This window comes from Halorubrum marinum (assembly GCF_048381195.1).
Classification (GTDB): domain Archaea; phylum Halobacteriota; class Halobacteria; order Halobacteriales; family Haloferacaceae; genus Halorubrum.
In genome coordinates this window covers 104,960-123,072 of the sequence record NZ_JBLWMM010000001.1, presented here as the reverse complement: position 1 = coordinate 123,072, position 18,113 = coordinate 104,960, and the positions used below count along the sequence as shown (strand labels likewise).

17 protein-coding genes are annotated in these 18,113 nt (G+C 66.7%); 5 read left to right on the top strand and 12 right to left on the bottom strand.

What is annotated here, in order from left to right; all coding sequences use genetic code 11:
• Nucleotide 1: 1 nt before the first annotated feature.
• The 5 genes from ACNSN4_RS00600 to ACNSN4_RS00580 form a co-directional block, all read right to left on the bottom strand.
• On the bottom strand, nt 2–988 hold the full coding sequence (locus ACNSN4_RS00600; protein WP_418283828.1) for an alpha-ketoacid dehydrogenase subunit beta: 987 nt from the start codon (nt 986–988) through the stop codon (nt 2–4).
• Nucleotides 989–2,092, bottom strand: a complete 1,104-nt coding sequence (pdhA, locus tag ACNSN4_RS00595; RefSeq protein WP_418283827.1) for a pyruvate dehydrogenase (acetyl-transferring) E1 component subunit alpha — start codon at nt 2,090–2,092, stop codon at nt 989–991.
• A 347-nt stretch (nt 2,093–2,439) separates the two neighbouring features.
• Nucleotides 2,440–2,844 (bottom strand): DUF8146 domain-containing protein, encoded by a 405-nt coding sequence (locus tag ACNSN4_RS00590; RefSeq protein ID WP_418283826.1) that lies wholly within the window; start codon nt 2,842–2,844, stop codon nt 2,440–2,442.
• Nucleotides 2,845–2,964: 120 nt separating this feature from the next.
• Nucleotides 2,965–3,609 (bottom strand): RPA family protein, encoded by a 645-nt coding sequence (locus tag ACNSN4_RS00585; RefSeq protein WP_418283825.1) that lies wholly within the window; start codon nt 3,607–3,609, stop codon nt 2,965–2,967.
• Entirely contained in the window at nt 3,610–4,536 is a 927-nt protein-coding gene (locus tag ACNSN4_RS00580) for a replication factor A (protein WP_418283824.1), read from the bottom strand.
• 296 nt (nt 4,537–4,832) lie between these two features.
• Between ACNSN4_RS00580 and ACNSN4_RS00575 the strand changes: the two genes are divergently transcribed.
• The 4 genes from ACNSN4_RS00575 to ACNSN4_RS00560 all read left to right on the top strand — a co-directional run bounded on the left by ACNSN4_RS00575 (nt 4,833) and on the right by ACNSN4_RS00560 (nt 9,330).
• Entirely contained in the window at nt 4,833–5,135 is a 303-nt protein-coding gene (locus tag ACNSN4_RS00575; RefSeq protein ID WP_418283823.1) for a DUF7091 family protein, read from the top strand.
• A gap of 44 nt (nt 5,136–5,179) precedes the next feature.
• Nucleotides 5,180–6,364, top strand: coding sequence for a hypothetical protein (locus tag ACNSN4_RS00570; protein WP_418283822.1), 1,185 nt, complete (start codon nt 5,180–5,182; stop codon nt 6,362–6,364).
• A gap of 150 nt (nt 6,365–6,514) precedes the next feature.
• Nucleotides 6,515–8,461: an ABC transporter substrate-binding protein gene (locus tag ACNSN4_RS00565; protein ID WP_418283821.1), complete on the top strand. Its 1,947-nt coding sequence runs from the start codon at nt 6,515–6,517 to the stop codon at nt 8,459–8,461.
• Nucleotides 8,458–9,330, top strand: a complete 873-nt coding sequence (locus ACNSN4_RS00560) for a phosphatase PAP2 family protein (protein ID WP_418283820.1) — start codon at nt 8,458–8,460, stop codon at nt 9,328–9,330. Before ACNSN4_RS00565 ends, ACNSN4_RS00560 begins: the two co-directional genes overlap by 4 nt.
• Nucleotides 9,331–9,336: 6 nt before the next feature.
• Here the strand turns inward: ACNSN4_RS00560 and ACNSN4_RS00555 are convergent, their stop codons facing one another.
• Complete coding sequence (locus tag ACNSN4_RS00555) at nt 9,337–10,017, bottom strand: DsbA family oxidoreductase (RefSeq protein WP_418283819.1); 681 nt, start codon at nt 10,015–10,017, stop codon at nt 9,337–9,339.
• A gap of 85 nt (nt 10,018–10,102) precedes the next feature.
• On the opposite strand from ACNSN4_RS00555, the gene ACNSN4_RS00550 reads away from it, so the two are divergent.
• Entirely contained in the window at nt 10,103–11,017 is a 915-nt protein-coding gene (locus ACNSN4_RS00550; protein ID WP_418283818.1) for a hydroxymethylpyrimidine/phosphomethylpyrimidine kinase family protein, read from the top strand.
• Between the two features lie 222 nt (nt 11,018–11,239).
• On the opposite strand, the gene ACNSN4_RS00545 is transcribed toward ACNSN4_RS00550, so the two are convergent.
• From ACNSN4_RS00545 to ACNSN4_RS00520, 6 genes are all read right to left on the bottom strand, one after another.
• The gene (locus tag ACNSN4_RS00545; RefSeq protein WP_418283817.1) at nt 11,240–11,920 is read right to left on the bottom strand and encodes an ICP22 family protein; all 681 of its coding nucleotides are present in this window, start codon (nt 11,918–11,920) and stop codon (nt 11,240–11,242) included.
• Complete coding sequence (locus ACNSN4_RS00540) at nt 11,917–12,834, bottom strand: signal peptidase I (protein ID WP_418283816.1); 918 nt, start codon at nt 12,832–12,834, stop codon at nt 11,917–11,919. The genes ACNSN4_RS00545 and ACNSN4_RS00540 overlap by 4 nt, the downstream gene beginning before the upstream one ends.
• Nucleotides 12,834–13,973: a SipW-dependent-type signal peptide-containing protein gene (locus ACNSN4_RS00535; RefSeq protein ID WP_418283815.1), complete on the bottom strand. Its 1,140-nt coding sequence runs from the start codon at nt 13,971–13,973 to the stop codon at nt 12,834–12,836. Before ACNSN4_RS00535 ends, ACNSN4_RS00540 begins: the two co-directional genes overlap by 1 nt.
• Nucleotides 13,970–14,746, bottom strand: a complete 777-nt coding sequence (locus ACNSN4_RS00530; protein WP_418283814.1) for a hypothetical protein — start codon at nt 14,744–14,746, stop codon at nt 13,970–13,972. Before ACNSN4_RS00530 ends, ACNSN4_RS00535 begins: the two co-directional genes overlap by 4 nt.
• A gap of 235 nt (nt 14,747–14,981) precedes the next feature.
• Nucleotides 14,982–16,343, bottom strand: coding sequence for a SipW-dependent-type signal peptide-containing protein (locus ACNSN4_RS00525; RefSeq protein ID WP_418283813.1), 1,362 nt, complete (start codon nt 16,341–16,343; stop codon nt 14,982–14,984).
• 109 nt (nt 16,344–16,452) lie between these two features.
• A complete protein-coding gene (locus ACNSN4_RS00520) occupies nt 16,453–18,006 on the bottom strand; it encodes a VWA domain-containing protein (protein ID WP_418283812.1) in 1,554 nt (517 codons plus the stop codon).
• Between the last annotated feature and the right edge of the window lie 107 nt (nt 18,007–18,113).

Below are 18,113 nucleotides of genomic sequence, written 5' to 3'. Positions count from 1 at the left end.
GTCAGAACTCCACCGCCTCCCTGATACCTTCCTCGATGCGGGTCGCCGTCGGGAGGTAGTAGTCCTCCAGCGCGTACAGCGGGTACGGCACGTCGAACCCGGTGACTCGCTTCACGGGCGCCTCCTGGTACAACAGCGCCTCCTCCTGGATGATCGCCGTGATCTCCGCGGCGAGCCCGCCGGTCTTCGGCGCTTCGTGAACGACGACCGCCCGACCAGTCGCCTCGAACGCCTCGACGATCGCCTCGCGGTCGAGCGGCGAGATCGTTCGGAGGTCGACGACCTCGCACTCGACCCCGTCCTCGGCGAGCGCCTCGGCGGCTTCGAGTGTGGGCCGGGTCATGGCCCCGTACGTGAACACCGCGACGTCCTCGCCCTCGCGTCGCGTGGCGGCCTCGCCGATCGGCACGGTGTACGGCTCTTCGGGGACCTCCTCGCGGAAGGCCCGGTAGATGAGCTTCGGTTCGAGGAAGATCACGGGGTCGGGATCTCGAATAGACGCCGCGAGCAGCCCCTTCGTGTCGTGCGGCGTGGACGGAATGACGACCTTCAGTCCCGCCTCGTGCGCGTAGAACGCCTCCTTCGATTCGGAGTGGTGTTCCGGCGCGCGGATCCCGCCGCCGTACGGCGCGCGGAGCGTCATCGGGAGCGTGTACCGACCGCGGCTCCGGGCTCGGAAGCGGCCCATGTGCGAGACGATCTGATCGAAGCCGGGGTACATGAACCCGGAGAACTGGATCTCGGGGACGGGTCTGAGTCCCATCGCCGCCATGCCGACCGCGGCGCCGACGATTCCCGACTCAGCCAGGGGGGTGTCGACGACGCGGTCGCCGCCGAACTCGTCGAAGAGGCCCTCCGTCGCGCGGAAGACGCCGCCGTTCTTCCCGACGTCTTGGCCCAACACGAGGACGTCGTCGTCTTCGCGCATCTCCGTGTACAGTCCGTCTCGTACCGCCTGCACCAATGTGAGGTTCTGTGTCTCGCTCATTTATTCCTCCAGAAACGCCTCGTCGCCGTGCGCCTCGCGGAAGGCGGCGAACTCCTCGTACTGTCGCTGCAACTCGGGCGGGATTTCGGCGTAGGCGTGTTCGAACAGCTCGCTCGGCTCGGGCCGCGCCTCGGACTCCGCCGCGTCGATGGCGTCGGCGACCCGCCGTTCGACCGTCGACCCGATCTCGGCGACGCGCTCGTCGTCCAGAATCCCCTCGCTACGGAGGTACGCCTCCAGCCGCGGAATGGGGTCTTTCGCTTTCCAGCGCTCGACCTCGTCGTCGTCGCGGTAGACGGTGGGGTCGTCGGCGGTCGTGTGCGCGCCGAACCGGTACTGGATCGCCTCGATCAGCGTCGGTCGCGGTCGGTCGGTATCAGGGTTTCGCGCCTTCTCCACGGCGGCCTTCGTGACGCTGTAGACGGCCAGCGGGTCCATCCCGTCGACCTGGACGCCGTCGATTCCGTACGCCTCCGCCTTTTGCGCCAGCGTCGCGCTCCGAGTCTGTCGCTCTCGCGGCACCGAGATGGCCCACTGGTTGTTGTTACAGAAGAAGACGGTCGGCGTGTCGAACACGCCCGCGAAGTTGACTCCCTCGTGGAAGTCGCCCTCGCTCGTGGCCCCGTCGCCGAAGTAACAGAGGAACACCTCGTCGGTCCCTCGGAGCTTCGTCGCCCACGAGGCGCCGGTCGCGTGCGGGACCTGCGAGGCGATCGGGACCGCGACCGGGAACACGTTGACCCCCTCGGGCGCCTTGTTTCCGGCCTCGTGGCCCATCCAGTAGAGGAGCGTCTGTTTCAGCGGGAGCCCCCGGACCAGAGCGGCTCCGTGCTCGCGGTAGGAGGGGACCATCCAGTCGTCCTCGTCGAGCGCCGCCGCGGAGCCGATCTGGGCGCCTTCCTGTCCCGACAACGGGGGATACGTTCCCATCCGCCCCTGCCGCTGGAGGCTCACCGCCCGGCCGTCGAAGTGACGAGCGAGCCGCATGTGTCGGTACATGTCGACGAGTTCCTCGGCGTCGAGGTCGGGAATATCGCCGACGACCTCGCCATCTTCGTCGAGCACGCGAACCGGGTCGTCGTACGCTCTGTCGAACACGCTCACGGTCGGACCCACCTGTTCATGTGCGAACGGTTCGCCGCCCGGGTAATATTGTTTTCGTAAATAATTTAGTATGAGCAGAAATCACAGATACCAGTGAGAAACTGTCCACCAGTATCGAGAAGAATCAAACGATTTTAGAGAATACGCGCGGCTCTCGGCAATATTTTCGTCAACATCGGCGTTTCTCCAAACAGTAACGGACAATCGGGACAGTTTCTCTCCGGATCGGAACTGAACGGTGACCGTGATCGGGTGGCTACTCACGGACGGACGCCCGGAGTTGCCTCAGTTGAGCCGAGCGAGAACTCACGGCCAGCGAGAACCCCGTAGAAACGACGGACAGACAGCTATCCGAGCCGGAACGAGGGTTCGTCCGCCTCGCCGTCGAGATCCTCTAGCTGGATCACGTCTTCGTCGCCGTCTTCCAGCTGCTCGCGGAGGTAGTTGACGTACCGTTTGTGTTCCTCGAGCTGCTCGCGGAGGTGGTCGGCTTCGAGCTCGAGCCGCTCGTGTTCGCGAACGAAGCTCTTCGGGACCTCGATCTTCGGGGGGAACGACTCGCCGCCCTCGCCCATGCTCTCGAGTTCGGCCTCCGGCACGACCCGGACCTGTCCGTCGTGGGCAACCAGCGTATCCACGTAGTCCCGGAAGACCGCCGACAGCGAGATGTCCCGCTCCTCGGCGATGTCGCGGAGGGTCTCGAACGCGTCTTCGTTGACGCGGAAGGAGATCGTCTTGTTCTTGTTGCCCATTACCGGATTGTTGGTCACGCGGACTACTTAAACATTTGTCAGACGGTCACAGGGGCGAGACCGCGGGCGGACGCGGCGACCCGTCAGGAACTCGCAGCGTCGGGGCGACGATCGAAGCCCTCAGGGCTCCGGCGCGTCAGCCGGGTCCGCGCCGTCGCCTGCAGCGGGTTCGCCGTTAGCGAGCTCGTCGCCGTCACCCGCGTCGAGGTCTTCGAGCGCCGACAGCGCCGCGGCCTTGTACGTCTCCGGGTCGAGTTCGTACTCCTCGCGGGCCATCCGCGCGTACTCGTTCCCGTCGTCGTCGAACGCGGCGACGCGTTCGATCGTTCGCTTTGCCGTCTCCGCGACCCATCGGTCGCGGGTGGCGGCGTCGACCTCGGTGATCGACTCGGGGCGGACGGAGACCCGGACCGTACCGTCGTCGGTCTCGTAGGTCCGGGGTTTCCCGACGACGGCGACGTAGGCGGGCGGCTCCAGGTCGCGGAGCTTCGAGGCGGCCTCGGGCTGGTACTGTCCCGCGTACACGAAGAACGTGCCCGTCGGGTCGACGATGCGGCCGCGCCAGTACTCGGACTCCTCGCCGACGTCCTCCTTCTCCGTGAGGGTGCCGACGAAGAACACGCGGTTCGCGGACTCGCCGGTCGGGAGCAGCGCGTAGACGGGCGCGCGCTCGTCGTCGGATTCGGTGAACGTGAAACCGGCGTCGTTGAATTCGCTCGCGAACGCGCGCCGGGCGACCTCTCGGGTGGGGGCAGACTGGCTCATTTATATCGACCTCGCTTCGATCAGCGCCGTTTCAACGTCGACCGCACCGGGGTTTTCCATCTCGTCGACCAGGACGTACCGGCCGAAGGTGGGGCCGGTGACGCGGTAGTATCGCCCGAGCACGTCGTCGCCCATCTCCTCGGCGACGACGGTGGTGTCGAGCGCGTCCATCGCCATGTCCTTGGCCTCCTCCAAGCCCATCCCGGTGAGCTCTTCGGTGGCCTCGCGGTCGAAGATGACCTCGGTGACCGTCTCGCCGTCGTCGAGGACGCCCTTGATTCGGAGGTCGAACTCGCCTTCGACCTGTCCGTGCTCGGAGCACCGACCGTTCTGGAGGACGCGGGTGCAGTCCTCCTCGGGGCAGCGCTTGATCAGCCCGGAGCCGGACTGGATGTCGACGAGGGCTCCCTCGACGGTGTCGGCGTTGTCGCCGACCTCGACCTCCTCGTCGATCTCGGTGATCTGGGTGGTCCGATTGAGCTTCACCGAGTAGTTGCCCTCGTACTCGTCCGTGACGACGTTGGAGAGCTCGTAGCACGCGCCCTCGTCCAGCTCGGGCAGCTCCGACGTCTCGAACGAGACGAACTTGATCGTGCCGGACTCGTCGCCGAGGAGGCCGACCTGCGAGATAGAGTCGCTGCGGGGCTCCCACAGGTCTACCAGTTTCACGCGCAGGTCGACCCACTGCTCGTCCTCGTCGATGTCGTTGACGAGCACCGATTCGCTGCCGCCGCGGCCGAGCTCGTCGCGCTCCATCCCGGCGTCTTCGAGGTAGCTGTTGGTGACGCTTCGGCGCGCCTCGTCGAGCGGGACGCGGTACTCGTCGACGAGCGTTTCCAGTCGCTCTTCGACGTCGTCGGCGTCGACGCTCAGGTGGTCCGAGAACTGTTCCGCTATCGCTTCCGCTTCCTGTCGCAGTTCGCTCATTGGGTATCTCCGCCTCCGGTCGTGTTTCAATGGGAGGCGTACGCCGATTGGTTCCTCACGGTATTAAAAATCCCGCAACCGCGGCGAAAGTGGACGTATCGGTCGGTTCCAGCGGCTCTTCCATCATTTTCTCGCCAGCCAGCGATCGATCGAATCGGCCGGAACCGCGCCCGCGTCAGACGAGCGTCAGCCAGACGCGGGCGCGGTTTCGAGTGGAACGGTACCACACGCCGACAGCGACGCCGACGCCCCGCGGACGGCAACGGACCTATATCCCGAGCGCCGAAACGAGAGGTATGGACGACCGACTCGAGCGCGTCATCCGCCAGCAGCTCCGAAAGGCGGGAAAGCAGTTCGAGGAGGCCAAGCAGGCGTACGCGGAGGGCCGCGGCGACCCCGACGGCGACAACGCGGGCACGGAGCGCTACGACCTCCCGACGGACGAGGAGGGCCGCGCGCGGATCGTCTGCCGCCGACACGCGGAGCGACGGGCGATCCCGGTCGACGCGGAGGGACGCCCCGCCTGTTTCGAGGGCGACCACCCCGACTGCGAGGGCTGCGCGGAGGATATCCGCGAGGGATTTGTCGAGACGTGGTGAGTGCCACCACAACACGTTTTTACGCTGCTCGTCTGTGGTGACCCATGCAACGGACGAGGGTCGTCGCGGCGCTGCTCGTCGTCGTCGCCGCGGGGCTCGCGCTCTCCGGGTTCTTCAGCGACGGACTGGAGGAACGCCCCGTCGTCGAGGTCGACGACGACGCGCTCATGGCGATCGACGGCGACTACCGCGTCTGGCAGTACACGAGCCGGAGCGAGTCCCCCGAGGGTCGGACGCTCGCGATCAACGTCGTATTCCACGGTGACGGCGAAACGGTTCGCGAAACGCTCGAAGCACGACCCGACGCGGAGTGGGAGGAAACGGACGAAGAAGCGAGCGACGCGGACCCCGAACTCGTCAGCGAAATCGCCACCCGCGACTGGGAGGACGCTCACGGATCGACCCGATACACGTACTTTGAAGGCCCCGACGGGGGCGAATGGGTGACCGAATCGTTCGAACTCCACGACGGCGAGTACCTCGGCTCTCGGGATCACATTCGCGCGTACGAGTCGCCCGACGGAGCGTACACCGCCGTCCAGATCCACGAGGAGTACTACGACTGGTTCCGCCTCCGTCACACCGTTCCCGACATCAACGACCCGGCGGTCCGACTGGAGGACGACTTCATCGAGAGCAACGGCGGCGAGTCGGTCAGTCGCGAGTACCGCGGGATCGAGGAAGGACTAAGTGACGGCTGGATCACCGTCATCGAGCTCGCGCTCCTCGTCTCGGTGACGGGCGCGCTGCTCGGACGGCAGACGAAAACCGCGGCGCGCGAGTTCGCCCGACGCGCTCGGGGGGAGGCGGCGCGACACGCCGATGCCGCCCTGCTCGGGGCAGCGCTCGCGGCGGTGTTCATCGGCGTTCGCGTCGCTGGCATCGCGATAGAGGTCGCGTATCCCTCGCTCCCACCCAAGACGATCGCCGCGCCGCTGTATCTCGTTATCGCGGTCGGCCTCCCGGCGCTGATCGTCTCCCAGGCCGATCGGTCCGACCCGGCCGCGGCGTTCCTCGGCGTGGGCGTCGGTCTCGGCGCCGGATTCGTGCTCGATTTCGCCGCGCTCGGCGTCGCAGTGCCTCCCGGGCTGATCGTGCACCGCGTCGCGCTGCTCGCCGCGCTGGGGATCGTCGCCGTCGGGCGCGCGGCCGACGACCGCCCCGCTCTCGCCGTCGGACTCCTCGCGTGGGTGATCGGGCTGGCGCTGCCGCTCGCTGGCGTGATCTAGATTCACGTCGCAAAACACCGGTCGTTGCTCCCCTGAGTCGGCCGTCTCCGTGCTATTTGTCACCGATATTGACAGAACGGGTCCAAGGACGACGGCGGAGTGTCCCACCACAGAAGAGATATACATCGGGGCCGAAAGAGAAACGAACAGATGACGCGGCGGATCAGTCGGCGAGACGCGCTCGCGGGGATCGGTGCGGCGACCCTGAGCGCTGGCTGTATCGGTCGCGCGCGGAATATCGCGGGAAGAGACCGCGCGTCCCAACTCGATCTGGAGATCATTACCACTCCGGCCGACGAGGACCCGAACGGGATTCGAATCGCCCGACAGCTCGCCGAGAACGCGACTGCGGTCGGTATCGACACGCGGATCAACACCATGGGTCAGATGGACCTCCGACGACGAGTTCTGCTCAACCACAACTTCGACGTGTACGTCGGCCAGTACCTAGAGGCGGAGCCGTTCGACCCGGACGCGCTGTACGCGTTCACGCACTCCCAGTTTATCGCCGAGACGGGGTGGCAGAACCCGTTCGGGTTCACCGAGTTCTCAGTCGACGAGCTGCTGGCGGAACAGCGGACCGCCACGGACGGCCAACGGAAGCGCGTCGTCGGCGAGTTGCAGTCAGTGCTCTGTGAGCTGCAGCCGTTCACCGTCGTCGCGTTCCCCGATGCACTCACCGCGATACGGGACAAGCGGTTCGAGGGATGGGGAAGCAACCAGCCGCTGTCGGTCAACGGATTGCTCGGGTTGGAGCGTGGGGAGTCGACGGACACCGAGACGGAAACGGCGCTCGAACTGGTGACCACCGACCAGCGCATCACGGAGAACTGGAACCCGATCGCACCTGAGTACCGTCGGCACGGCACGTTCACCTCGCTACTGTACGATCAACTGGTCCGCATGATCGACGGGGAACCGGTCCCGTGGCTCGCCGAATCGGTGGAGTGGAGCGACGCGGGGACGGTAGATGTCACCCTTCGGGACGCGCAGTGGCACGACGGCGAACCCGTGCAAGCCGCCGACGTCGCGTTCACGTACGACTTCCTTCACGACACGTCGATGGGGAACGTCGAGACCCCCGTCCCGGCTCCGAAGTTCCGTGGGCGCTCGTCGCTCGTCGAGTCGGCGACCGCTCGCGGAGACCGGACCGTCCGACTCGAAATCGAGACGGTCAACCGGCGCGTCGGAACGCGAGCGCTGCAGATCCCGATTCTCCCCGAACACGTCTGGCGCGATCGGACGTCGGTCGCGACGATAGCCGGGGTCGAGTTCGACGGAGAGACGACCGAGGCGGTGGTGTCGAACAACCCCGATCCGGTCGGCAGCGGCCCGATAGAGCTCGTCTCGGCGACGCCGGAAGAGTCGGTGACGTTCGCGCGGAACGCTAACCACTTCCTCGTGCGCGGCGGACGAGACGACGGGGACGAGGGGGCGGGCGACGATACGACCGACGACGACGACGACGGAACGACCGACGACGACGGAACGACGGGCGGCGACGAAACGACCGACGACGAAACGACCGACGAAGACGGGACCGCGAACCACGGGGAGACGACCGACGATCACCCGACTGCCGCGGGAATTCCGGAGCGGTTCCACGGGAAGCCGGTGTTCGACCGGCTGGTCGTGGAGGTCCAGCCGTCGGACATCGCCGCAGTGCAGGCGGTCGGCGACGGCCGAGCCGACGCAACCATCTCAAATCTCGGACCGGACTCAGTGCCCCGGATCGGTCGTGAGGCGGATGCACGGCTCGTAAGCACCCGGTCAGCCGCGTTCTATCACGTCGGGTACAACGCGCGGCGAGCGCCGCTGTCGAATCCGCGGTTCCGCGGAATTCTGTCGTCGCTCGTCGACAAGGCCGCACTCATCGACGACGCGTTCGAGGGGTACGCGCAGCCGGCCGCCTCGCCGCTCGCCGCTTCACCCGAGTGGGTGCCGAGTGATCTTCGATGGGGCGACGACGACACGGATCCGGTCCACCCGTTCCTCGGAGAGGACGGCAGCGTGGACGTCGAAGCGGCCCGTGAAGCGCTCAGAGACGCGGGATACCGATTCAACGATGACAGAGAACTGCTGTCACGGGACCGATGAACCCGCTCGTATCGGTCGCGCTGTCGCTACTCGCGTGGGTCGGGACGATGCTGTTCGTTGCGAGCGTCGTGATCATCGGCCCGCGTCGGCTGTACGACCTCTGGAACGAGACGATTCCACGGCTGCGCGAGTCCAAATACGCGCTGGCCATGCTCGGAGGAGTGCTCCTCGTGAGCGCTGTCGGGCGCGGCGCGCTGGCGAGCGTGTCGACTATTGTCGGCCTGCAGCTGACGGGGACGATCTACGCGATAGAGGGCGACTTCGTCGCGTGGGTGCAGGCGAGCTTCGTCGTCCCAGAGCTGACGATGTACTTCTCGTGGGTGTACGTGTACGGGTACGTGTTCCTGCTCGCGTTCCCGTTCGTCGCGTACCTCGCGTTGCCGAAGACGACGACGCTGAAGCGGCTGATCGTCGCATACGCGCTTAACTACGCGATCGGGCTCGTGATATACACCATCGTGTTCGCACACGGTCCCCGGAACGTCATGCCGGACATGGTGACATCGCTGTTGTATACCTATAATCCCGAGTTTCAGGCGCTGACCGACGAAGTGAACGAGAACACGAACGTGTTCCCCTCGCTGCACACGTCGCTGGCGGTCACGGCCGCGACGTTCGCCGCCCTGACCCGGGATGAGTATCCCCTGTGGACGCCGATCGCCGCGTGGTTCGCCGTCTCTGTCGTGATCGCGACGATGTACCTCGGTATCCACTGGCTGACCGACGTGATCGGGGGGATCGTCCTCGCGCTCGGAGCCGTGTTCCTCGCGTACCGGTTCGTCGATCCGGCGGACGGCGATTCGCGGTCGGAGGATGAGACGGAGGCGGTTCGCGGTGCTGACGTGGAACCGACGGCTACGGACGAATAACGGCGATCAGACGCCTTCGACGAGACGTTCGAGATGCTCGGGCGGCACCGCCCCACGGGCGGCGTGACCGTCGTAGGCGAACGTGGGGACGCCGGTGATTCCGCGCTCTCTGGCCGCCGCGAACAGCGTCGTCACGCGGTCACGGAGGTCCCCGTCCGCGAGTGCGGCGTCGACGATGTCGGCGTCGAGTCCCTCGACGTCGCCCGCGAGCTCTCTGAGTACCTCACGGTCCCCGATGTCTCGACCGTCCTCCCACAGCGCCGCGAACACCGCGTCGTCGAAGGCGGGCCACGCGTCAGGCACGGTCTCGGAGACGTGAAACGAGACGATCTGCGCCGGTAGCGAGTCGACCTCGACGGCGATCTCCTGGGCCATGTCGACGTCGTACTCCTCCTGGAGCCGTCGGACGTTCTCTCGCGCCTGCGCGTAGTAGTCGTCGTCTTTCCCGTCGTCGACCGCGTGGTCGATCGTGCCGTCCGGGTTACGCTTGCCCGCACGGAGGTCGAACGGATGCCAGTCGACGGCGAGGGGCTCCTCGCGGGTCTCCTGGTACCGCGAGAGCGACGCGCGACCGAGGTAACAGAAGGGGCAGACGTAGTCGGAGTAGACGGTGATCGGGTCGGCCGCGCTCGCGTCGCTCGCAGCCGCTTCGCTCGCCGAACCGTCCTCGGGAGATGCGTTCGTCATGCGACCGCTACGTGGGCGACGGGCAAAGGGCGTTCGGCGGCAGCGATCGCCACGAATTAATATGACTGGATGGTACCACCTATATATGCCAACCGCGTACGAGCCCGTCTCGCCGCCGGTCGCGCTCGCGATCGCCGGGAGCGACAGCGGCGGGGGTGCCGGGGTCCAGGCGGATCTGAAGGCGATGACCGAACACGGCGTCTTCGGGACGTCGGTCGTGACGGCGACCACCGCCCAGAACACCCGCCGCGTCGCGGGGGTTCACGCGCTCCCGGCGGACCACGTCGCGGCCCAGTACGACGCGGTCGTCGAGGATTTCGACGTGGGGGCAGTGAAGACGGGGATGCTGGCCACGGCCGAGACCGTCGAGACCGTGACCGAGCTACTCGCTCGATTTCGGGGGCCGGTCGTCGTCGATCCGGTGATGGTGGCGGCGACGGGCGACCGGCTGCTGTCGCCGGCGGCGGAAGACGCGTACGACGCGCTGATCGAGGCGGCGACGCTCGTCACCCCGAACGCCGACGAGGCCGCGGTGCTGACCGGCGAACCGGTCGAGACGGTCGCCGACGCAGAGCGTGCCGGTCGGGAACTCGTCACGAGCGGCGTCGACGCCGCCCTGATAAAGGGAGGCCACCTCGACGGCAAAGGTAGCGAGGGCGATACCGGCGAGGGCGATACCGGCGAGGATGAAGCGGGTGCGACGGTGGTGGACACGCTGGTCGTGGGCGATGGAGAGGGAGACGGCGACCGCGACGACGCGTCAACCGCCGACCGCGATCCCACAGTCGTTCGATTCGAGAACCCTCGGATCAAGACGGACGCGACGCACGGGTCCGGCTGCACGCTATCGAGCGCGATCGCGGCGCGGCTGACGCGGGGCGAGCGACTGCGAGAGGCGGTTGCCGCCGCAGTCGAGGAAATGAGCGAGGCGGTCAGGAACGGGTACGACGTTGGCGATGGGCCCGGAGCGGTCGATCCGACCGTGCTCGACCAGAGCTGAATTTTGTGTGAAGTGGATAAACAAACAACAGAGTGAACGACTCGCGGTGTGGGGCGTAACGCTACGCAATCCCGCGAACGAGACCGATAAGGAGCGCGAGCAGCAGTAGCATCGTCATCAGTAGGAGCGCAGTGAGCTTCGATCCGAGCCCTCGACCTCGTTGACCGAAATCCGCCGGAGGCCACGCGCAGGCACGACGACTGTGCGGCCGAATAGACGAACTCATGCCGAGGGGCCTCCGGAGTCCGCCTCCGAGGGCGATCCGCCATCGTCGACGGTAGTGCCGTCGGCGGCGGTTTCGGCGTCGTCGCCATCGGCGGTGTCGGTATCGGCGTCGTCGCCATCGGCAGTGTCGGTATCGCCGTCAGAGGACTCTTTGCCGTCGGTCGAATCGGCCTCTACGCTCGATTCCTCGTCGGACGAATCGGCGGGGTCGTTCGTAGCGTCCCCGTCGTCAGCCGTGACTCCTTCGTCGCCGTCGTCAACCGTGTCCCCTTCGTCGGAATCATCGGACTCACCGGGCCCGGTGTTGGCTGTGTCGACCGGTTCATCGTCGACAGCCTCGGGAGACTCCGATTCGGAGACGTTGCCATCCGGTGTCGCGCTTTCGTTGCCGATCGGATCGATTGCCGTCGATCCGTTTTCGATCGAGTCGTTTTCGATCGAATCACTCTCGGGCGGGGTGCCGTCTACTTCGGGCGCTTCGGAACCGTTTTTCGTGGTGTTCTCTGTCGCGTCGTCACCCTCGCCATCGAGTGGTATTTCGAATTCGTCGGTCTCGAAGGAGCCTGACACCTCGGCGCTCGCCGAGAACAGCGCGACGGTGTAGCCGCCGCCGAAGGCGACGCTCCAGACGAGCATCGCGGCCACAGCGAAGGCAGCCAGCCGCCGGGTCGGAGTCATCGCTCCGCCTCCGCGGCACCGTCGGCGATCATCGGTGGCTCGCTCGACGGGGGTGCGTCCTCGCCCGTCCCGGTGGGATCTGCCACATCGACCTCGTCAGCGGCCGTGTTGGTCTCCGACATCGAATCGGAGCGACGTAGAAGCCCCGTCGCCGAGACCCAGACGGCGACCGCTCCGAGGAGCAGCATCGTCGCCGCAATCGCGACGGTGAGCGAGAGCGCAGTCAGTGACTGCGACGCGACGTAGACGCTGTAGGGCGCGAACGCGAGCAGTACCGCGGCGGCGCCGACAACCGCGTCGAGCGAGACGCCGACCGGTTCATCCGAGGCGGCCTCGGTGGTAGCAGCCGTGCCGACGTCGTCGGCAGTATCGGCAGCGACGACGGCGTCGGCGGTCCCCGGAGCCGCACTGCGGGCCCGGACGATCGACCAGAGCTCAGAGAGCGCCAGCAGTCCGAAGGGGACGACGACGAGCGCGACGAATCCGAGCGGCGAGCCGGCGAACTGGATCACGTACCCGATGTACGGGATCGTGATCGCTACCACGCCGAGGACGTTCTCGCCCGATACGAGCGAGGCGTCGGGGCCGCCGTTCGCGTCGCCCTGCGTCTCGAAGGCGACGCCGTTCGCCCCGTCGACGACGTCGATCACGCGGTGCGTCACCGGGACCTCGTTACCGCTGCGGACGAACGTGATGACGTCGCCTTCGGCGATGGTCGCCGGATCGCGCTCGTCGACGATCACCACGTCGCCGGGGGCGATCGCCGGCGTCATGCTCGCCGTGAGCACGACGAAGCTGTGTTCCGCCCCGACGATCCCCGGCACCGCGTACACCACGAAGGGCGCGACGAGGGCGATCAACAGGACGATCCCGAGTGCGTTTGCGAGTGTTTTGAGTGATATGGGTAGGTTCATCAGTTGTCCTCCACCGGACCGTCGTCGGTCGGCTGTTCACAGATCGGTCCTTTTCCAGCGACCTCACCGGCGACCAGACGGTAGCGGGGGGCGTCGGACGGGCCGAACAGCTGTCCGACGGAGAGCTCTTCCGAACAGCTCGTGTGGACCTCCAGGCCCGGCGGGCGACCGTTGTTCCCACCGTTTCCGCCCCCGTTGCCGTCGCCCTGCGATTCGCTATTGCCATTGCCGCCACCGCCTCCAGTCCCCTGCGATCCGCCGGGCTGATCGTCGCTTCCGTCGTCGAGGTAGAGGTTCGTCCCCAGCTCGCCGTCGTCGCCGACTGACGCCCCGTCAGCGGTGAACGTGCCGCCTGGCGAGACTGGTCCTTCGAACGCGACGCCGACCTGTCCCGCACCCCGCGATCTCGCGGCGACGTGAGCGTCGTCCGACCCGAGGTACTCGAACGTCAACCGAGCGAACCGATCGCCGTCCTCACAGACGGCGCACTCCGGTAGCTCGTCGCAGGGACCGAGCCCAGCGAACGGATTCGATCCGGTTGCGTCGTCCTCGGAGACGTGCCGGCACTGCTCGGCGTACAGTCGGAACGCGAATTCGGTTCGCGAGCCCCCGAGGGAGTCGTCGACGTCTCCCGGGAGCCTCCAGTGGAGCGTGACCGGAACGCCCTCGTCCGGCGGGAGACACCCGTCGTCGAGGCGGAGTCCGTCGACGAACACCCGCCGGAAGGCGGCGAACGACCGCCAGCCGCCGGAGACGGGTCGATCGTCGACGGTCAGTCGCACGTCGAGTGCCGCAGCGAGGTCGTCGCCGTGCTCGGGGCAGTCGGTCGCGAGCCACACGCGGGCGGCGTTGGTCCGAACACCGAGCGTGAGCGTTTCGGCTCCCGACGCTCCGCGATCGATACCGCTGACGGTGATCTCGATCGGACCGTCGACGACGGCGCCATCGATCAACAGGTCGAGGGTCCCGGTGCCGATGTCGTTGCTCGCGAGCGTCTCGCGGTCCGAGAGGTACGCGAACGTGCCAGATCCGCTCGCCGCACCGACCGCGCCGACCGCGCCGAGCGAGGAGAGGAGCCGACGACGGCTCAGACCGGAGACTCGGGTGTCGGACCCGGAGCGGTCTCTGGAAGCGGTCATGCGACCACCTCGCCCTCGCCGTCGCGGTCGAACGGATTCTCCGGTCGGTCGCACGAGACGGCGTGGAACGTCACGTCGAAGTCGATCGCGCCGCCCTTTCCCACGTTCCCCTCGCCGGGCGGGAACGCCCAGACGAACGTGAGACAGCGTCGCTCGCCGGGACCCAGACACCCGTTGTCGAAGAGTCCGGGGTCGAGTTCGATCCCCGACGCGAGACCGTCGGTGCCGGCGAGATCGGCGAACGTCCCGGAGAATATCTCCTCGCCGAAGCCGACGAGCTCGTCTTCTGCGCCGGCGCATCGACCGATGCCGAGAACGCCGGTGTCGTAACGGACGTCGAGAGCGATCCGGCCCGCGAGCGCCTCGTTTCGCGTCCGCTGTGCGGCGTTGTCGTCGTCGAGGTTCGCCTCGATCTGCATCCACACGCGAGCGCCCTCGGGGACCAATTCTCCGGGGTCCTCCAATCGGAGGCCGACGCTCGCGGTGCCCTCGTCGCCGGGGAGGACGTTGCGCAGGGCCGTCGCCGGGATGAGGGAGACGTCGATGTCGTCGACGTCGTCGCTCGGGCTCTCGCCCACGACCGCCCCGTTGTACGTGCTCCGCCAGCCGACGAGCAGCCGCGTCGGCGTGTCGGACTCGGCGTACGTGTAGTTCGTGTATTCGTTCCAGCTGGCGGTCGGGCGTCCCCGGCCCATGCCGAGGGTCGCGAAGCCGACGGCTCCGGCGCCCGCGAGTGCCTTTCGCCGCGTTAGTTGTGGATCTTCTTTCGTCATTCGTGTCTCCGTGTCGGCTTCGGACGGCCGCTCGTCTTCGGGCGTTCAAACGCCGCCTGCGGTCCTATGTATGCGTGACCTACCTGACGAGCACACGCTCGTCGTTCCCGACAACTCCGTCCTACCGAGGCGGCAGGGAGTCCCTGCCGAGCGGCCCCGAAGGCGATATCGGGAGGTCGCGGTCGGCGGCCCGCTGTCGACGCTCCGAGCGTCGGGTCGGCGCTGCTCGGTTCGGCTACTCGTCGTCCGAGTCCGATCCCGCCGCTCCGTTCGCGAAGGGGTTCTCCGGGTCGGCGTTGTGCCGGCACTGCTCGGTGTAGAAGGACAGGTCGAACGACAGCGAGTCGCCCTGCACTTCGTTGCCGACGGTCGTCGGGAGGCACCACTCGAAGCCGATGAACGACGTGTTCGACGGCTGGAAGCACGCCCCTCCGTTCTCGGCGGGCGGCAGTTCGCCGTCGTCACCGACAGCACAGACGTAGAACCGGAAGTTGCTGATCGCGTACGGCTCCCCGCCGGGTGCGAGCGTCGTGGCGACGGAGCCGCTCGTCTCGCAGTCGTACAGCGTCGGGAGGCCCTCGCCGGGGGCGATGCCCTCGGGACCGCCTTTCAGAGTCACCTGGCAGATCGGAACGGTACTCGACCACGCGAAGCCGATCGGCTCGTCGTCTTTGTACGTCACGTCCGTGAGCGTGATGACGACCGCGGTCCCATCGGCGAGCGTGTACTCGAAGGTGTCACCGGCGGCGAGGCCGTCGATGACCGCGCCGTCGTCCTCCTTGGGGAGCGGAGTACAGGCCGCCCCCTCGTCGATCGGGACATCGGCGTCGTCCGGAATCAGCGCCTCCGGCGGCTCGACCGGCATCGGATCGGGCGTCAGCAGCGTACCGTCGCGGAGCGCGTCGAGCACCTCGCGGAGCGTGCCGGAGACGATCTGCGGTTCGCCCTCGTCGAAGACGTTGTCGCCGTCGTCGTACCACGCGCGGGCGACGATCTCGTCGGCGAGCTGCGGAACCCCTTCCTCGCCGTCCGGGTGGTCGCCGCTCGTTTCCGACTGCAACAGCCCCTGTAACCAGATGTATCCGGGGTTGTCACAGAGCTTGACGCCGAACGTGATCTCGCCGCAGTCGCCCGGCTTCACGTCGTCGAGCTCGATGAGCGCGTCCTCGTTCGGCCCGAACGAGGGCTCGTCGAACGTCGCGATCTCCGAGCAGGCGAACTCGAGGTTTCTCCCCGCTTTCGCGGCTTCCTCGGGATCGTCGTAGGCGTCGAGGTCGACGTACTCGTGGACGCCGTCGCCCCGCTCGAACGACTGGAGGCCGTTGCCGTCGCTGTCGGGGTACGCGTTGACGAACGGGCGCTCCGCGCTCCCGTAGTCCTGTGCGCGTGACGATTGCGGTCCGCCGTAGTACAGCTGCTGCCACGTGACGCTCAGATCGAGCTGTCCGGCGGTGATCGCGTTGCCCTCGAACGACTCCCGGTCGCTGAAGTAGGCGGTCGTGCCGAGTCCCGCGCCCGCGGACGCGACGCCGACGGCACCGAGGCCGGCGAGCACCTTGCGCCGCGAGAGTCCGATAGTTGAGTTGGTGTCGGTCATGATTGGTCCCCGAAGGGAACTCCCACCGACGGAGTCGAACCGTCGTACCGGCCGCCTCATTGCGAGGTCCGTGTGGGGGTGAGCGACGATGTCGCTCGTGAACGCGCGCCTATGCCGTCGAGTTCTCAACGAAGGGGTTCTCCGGGTCGGCGTTGTGTCGCGACTGCTCGGCGTAGAAGCCGATGTCGAACCCGACAGAGTCCGTCTGGACTTCATTGCCGACGTCGGTGGGGAGCCACCACTCGAACCCGAGACACTGCGTCAGTGCACCCGCGTACGGCACCGTTTCCTCGGTTGCGCGGTTTCCGTCGAGCAACATCCCGCCATCGAGCACACTCATCAGCTCGGCGAGCGAGCCGCGGAAGATCTCCTCCTCGCCGGTGATCGACCCGGCGATCTGGCCGAACACCTGCTGGATCGCATTGATATCGCCCGCGTCGTACGCGTCGTCGGGCGAGGACGCCATGTTCTGCATGAGCTGGAGGTCAGCGCCCGTACCGTACGCGATCGTGAACACGCGGATACCCGCGTCCTTCGCAGCCTGCGCGGCGTCGATCGCCGCTTGGTTGTGGTTTCCGGACGAGGTGACGGATCCGTTCGGATTGTACCGCCGGTTCGCCTGCCCGTCGGTCAGAAAGACCATGACCTTGTCCGCGCCAGCGCGGTCGTTGCCGCTGGGGTTCGTCGTCAGGTCGATCCCGAGCTCGTCGTTCGAGAAGTCCTCGTCACCGAGAAGTTCCTCCGCCGCGTAGATGACACCGCCTTGGATGTTGGTGAATCCGCCGGGATTCAGCCCGTCGATGGCGGTCTCCAGATTGCCTTTTCCCTGTGCGTCCATGGCCGTAAGATCGAACTCACGGGTGGCCCCGGTCTGGTAGGAGACGAGCGCCCCCTGATCGCTGTCCGCGAGTTCGTTCACGAGCGTCTTCGCTCCGTTTTTTGCGGGGGTGAAGATGTTGTTCATCGACCCGGAGACGTCCATCACGACGGCGACATCGACCTCGCCGGTCTCGCCGCTGCCCTCGTAGATGTTGTTGCAGTTCTCATCGTACCAGAGTCGGGTCTCGATTGCGTCGGCCAACTGGCCACCGAACGGAGTGTCGTCGTGATCGAAGTCGCCCTCGTCGAGCGCTCGGTGTTCGGGATCGGTGTAGCCGTTCTGCGCGTTCTCCGTGAGCTCGCCGCGCATCCACATCCACGCGGGGTTGTCGCAGATGTGGAGGCTGATCGTCACCTCGCCGTAGTCGCCGGGCTTCACGTCGTCCAATGTGAACACGGGAATTTCGTCTCCGTTGATTAGCTCCTCGGCAATACTACCGTGACAGAAGTCCGCCTCGCGGACGACATCCTCCCACGCGTCGCTGTCGGATGCCGGGACCTCACCGAGGAGGTAGACGCCGTCCGCTTCCTCGACCACGTCGAACTCCGGGTAGTACTCCTGGATCTCGTCGAGTCGCCCCGGGCCGCCGTTGTACGTGGCCCGGTAGTCGAGTTTGAGATCGAGTTCGCCGGCGGTAATCGCGTTGCCGTCGAACGACTCTTGGTCACTGAAGTAGGCGGTCGTGCCGAGTCCCGCGCCCGCGGACGCGACGCCGACGGCACCGAGGCCAGCGAGCACCTTGCGCCGCGAGAGTCCGATTGATTGTGTTTGCTTTTCAGTCATGATTGGTCCCCTCGCGGGGAATTCCCATCGGCGGAGTCGAACCGCCGCGTCGCAGACCGGATCCGCGTCACGAGTATCCGGTGGAAACCGAACCGGAGCATCGTGGT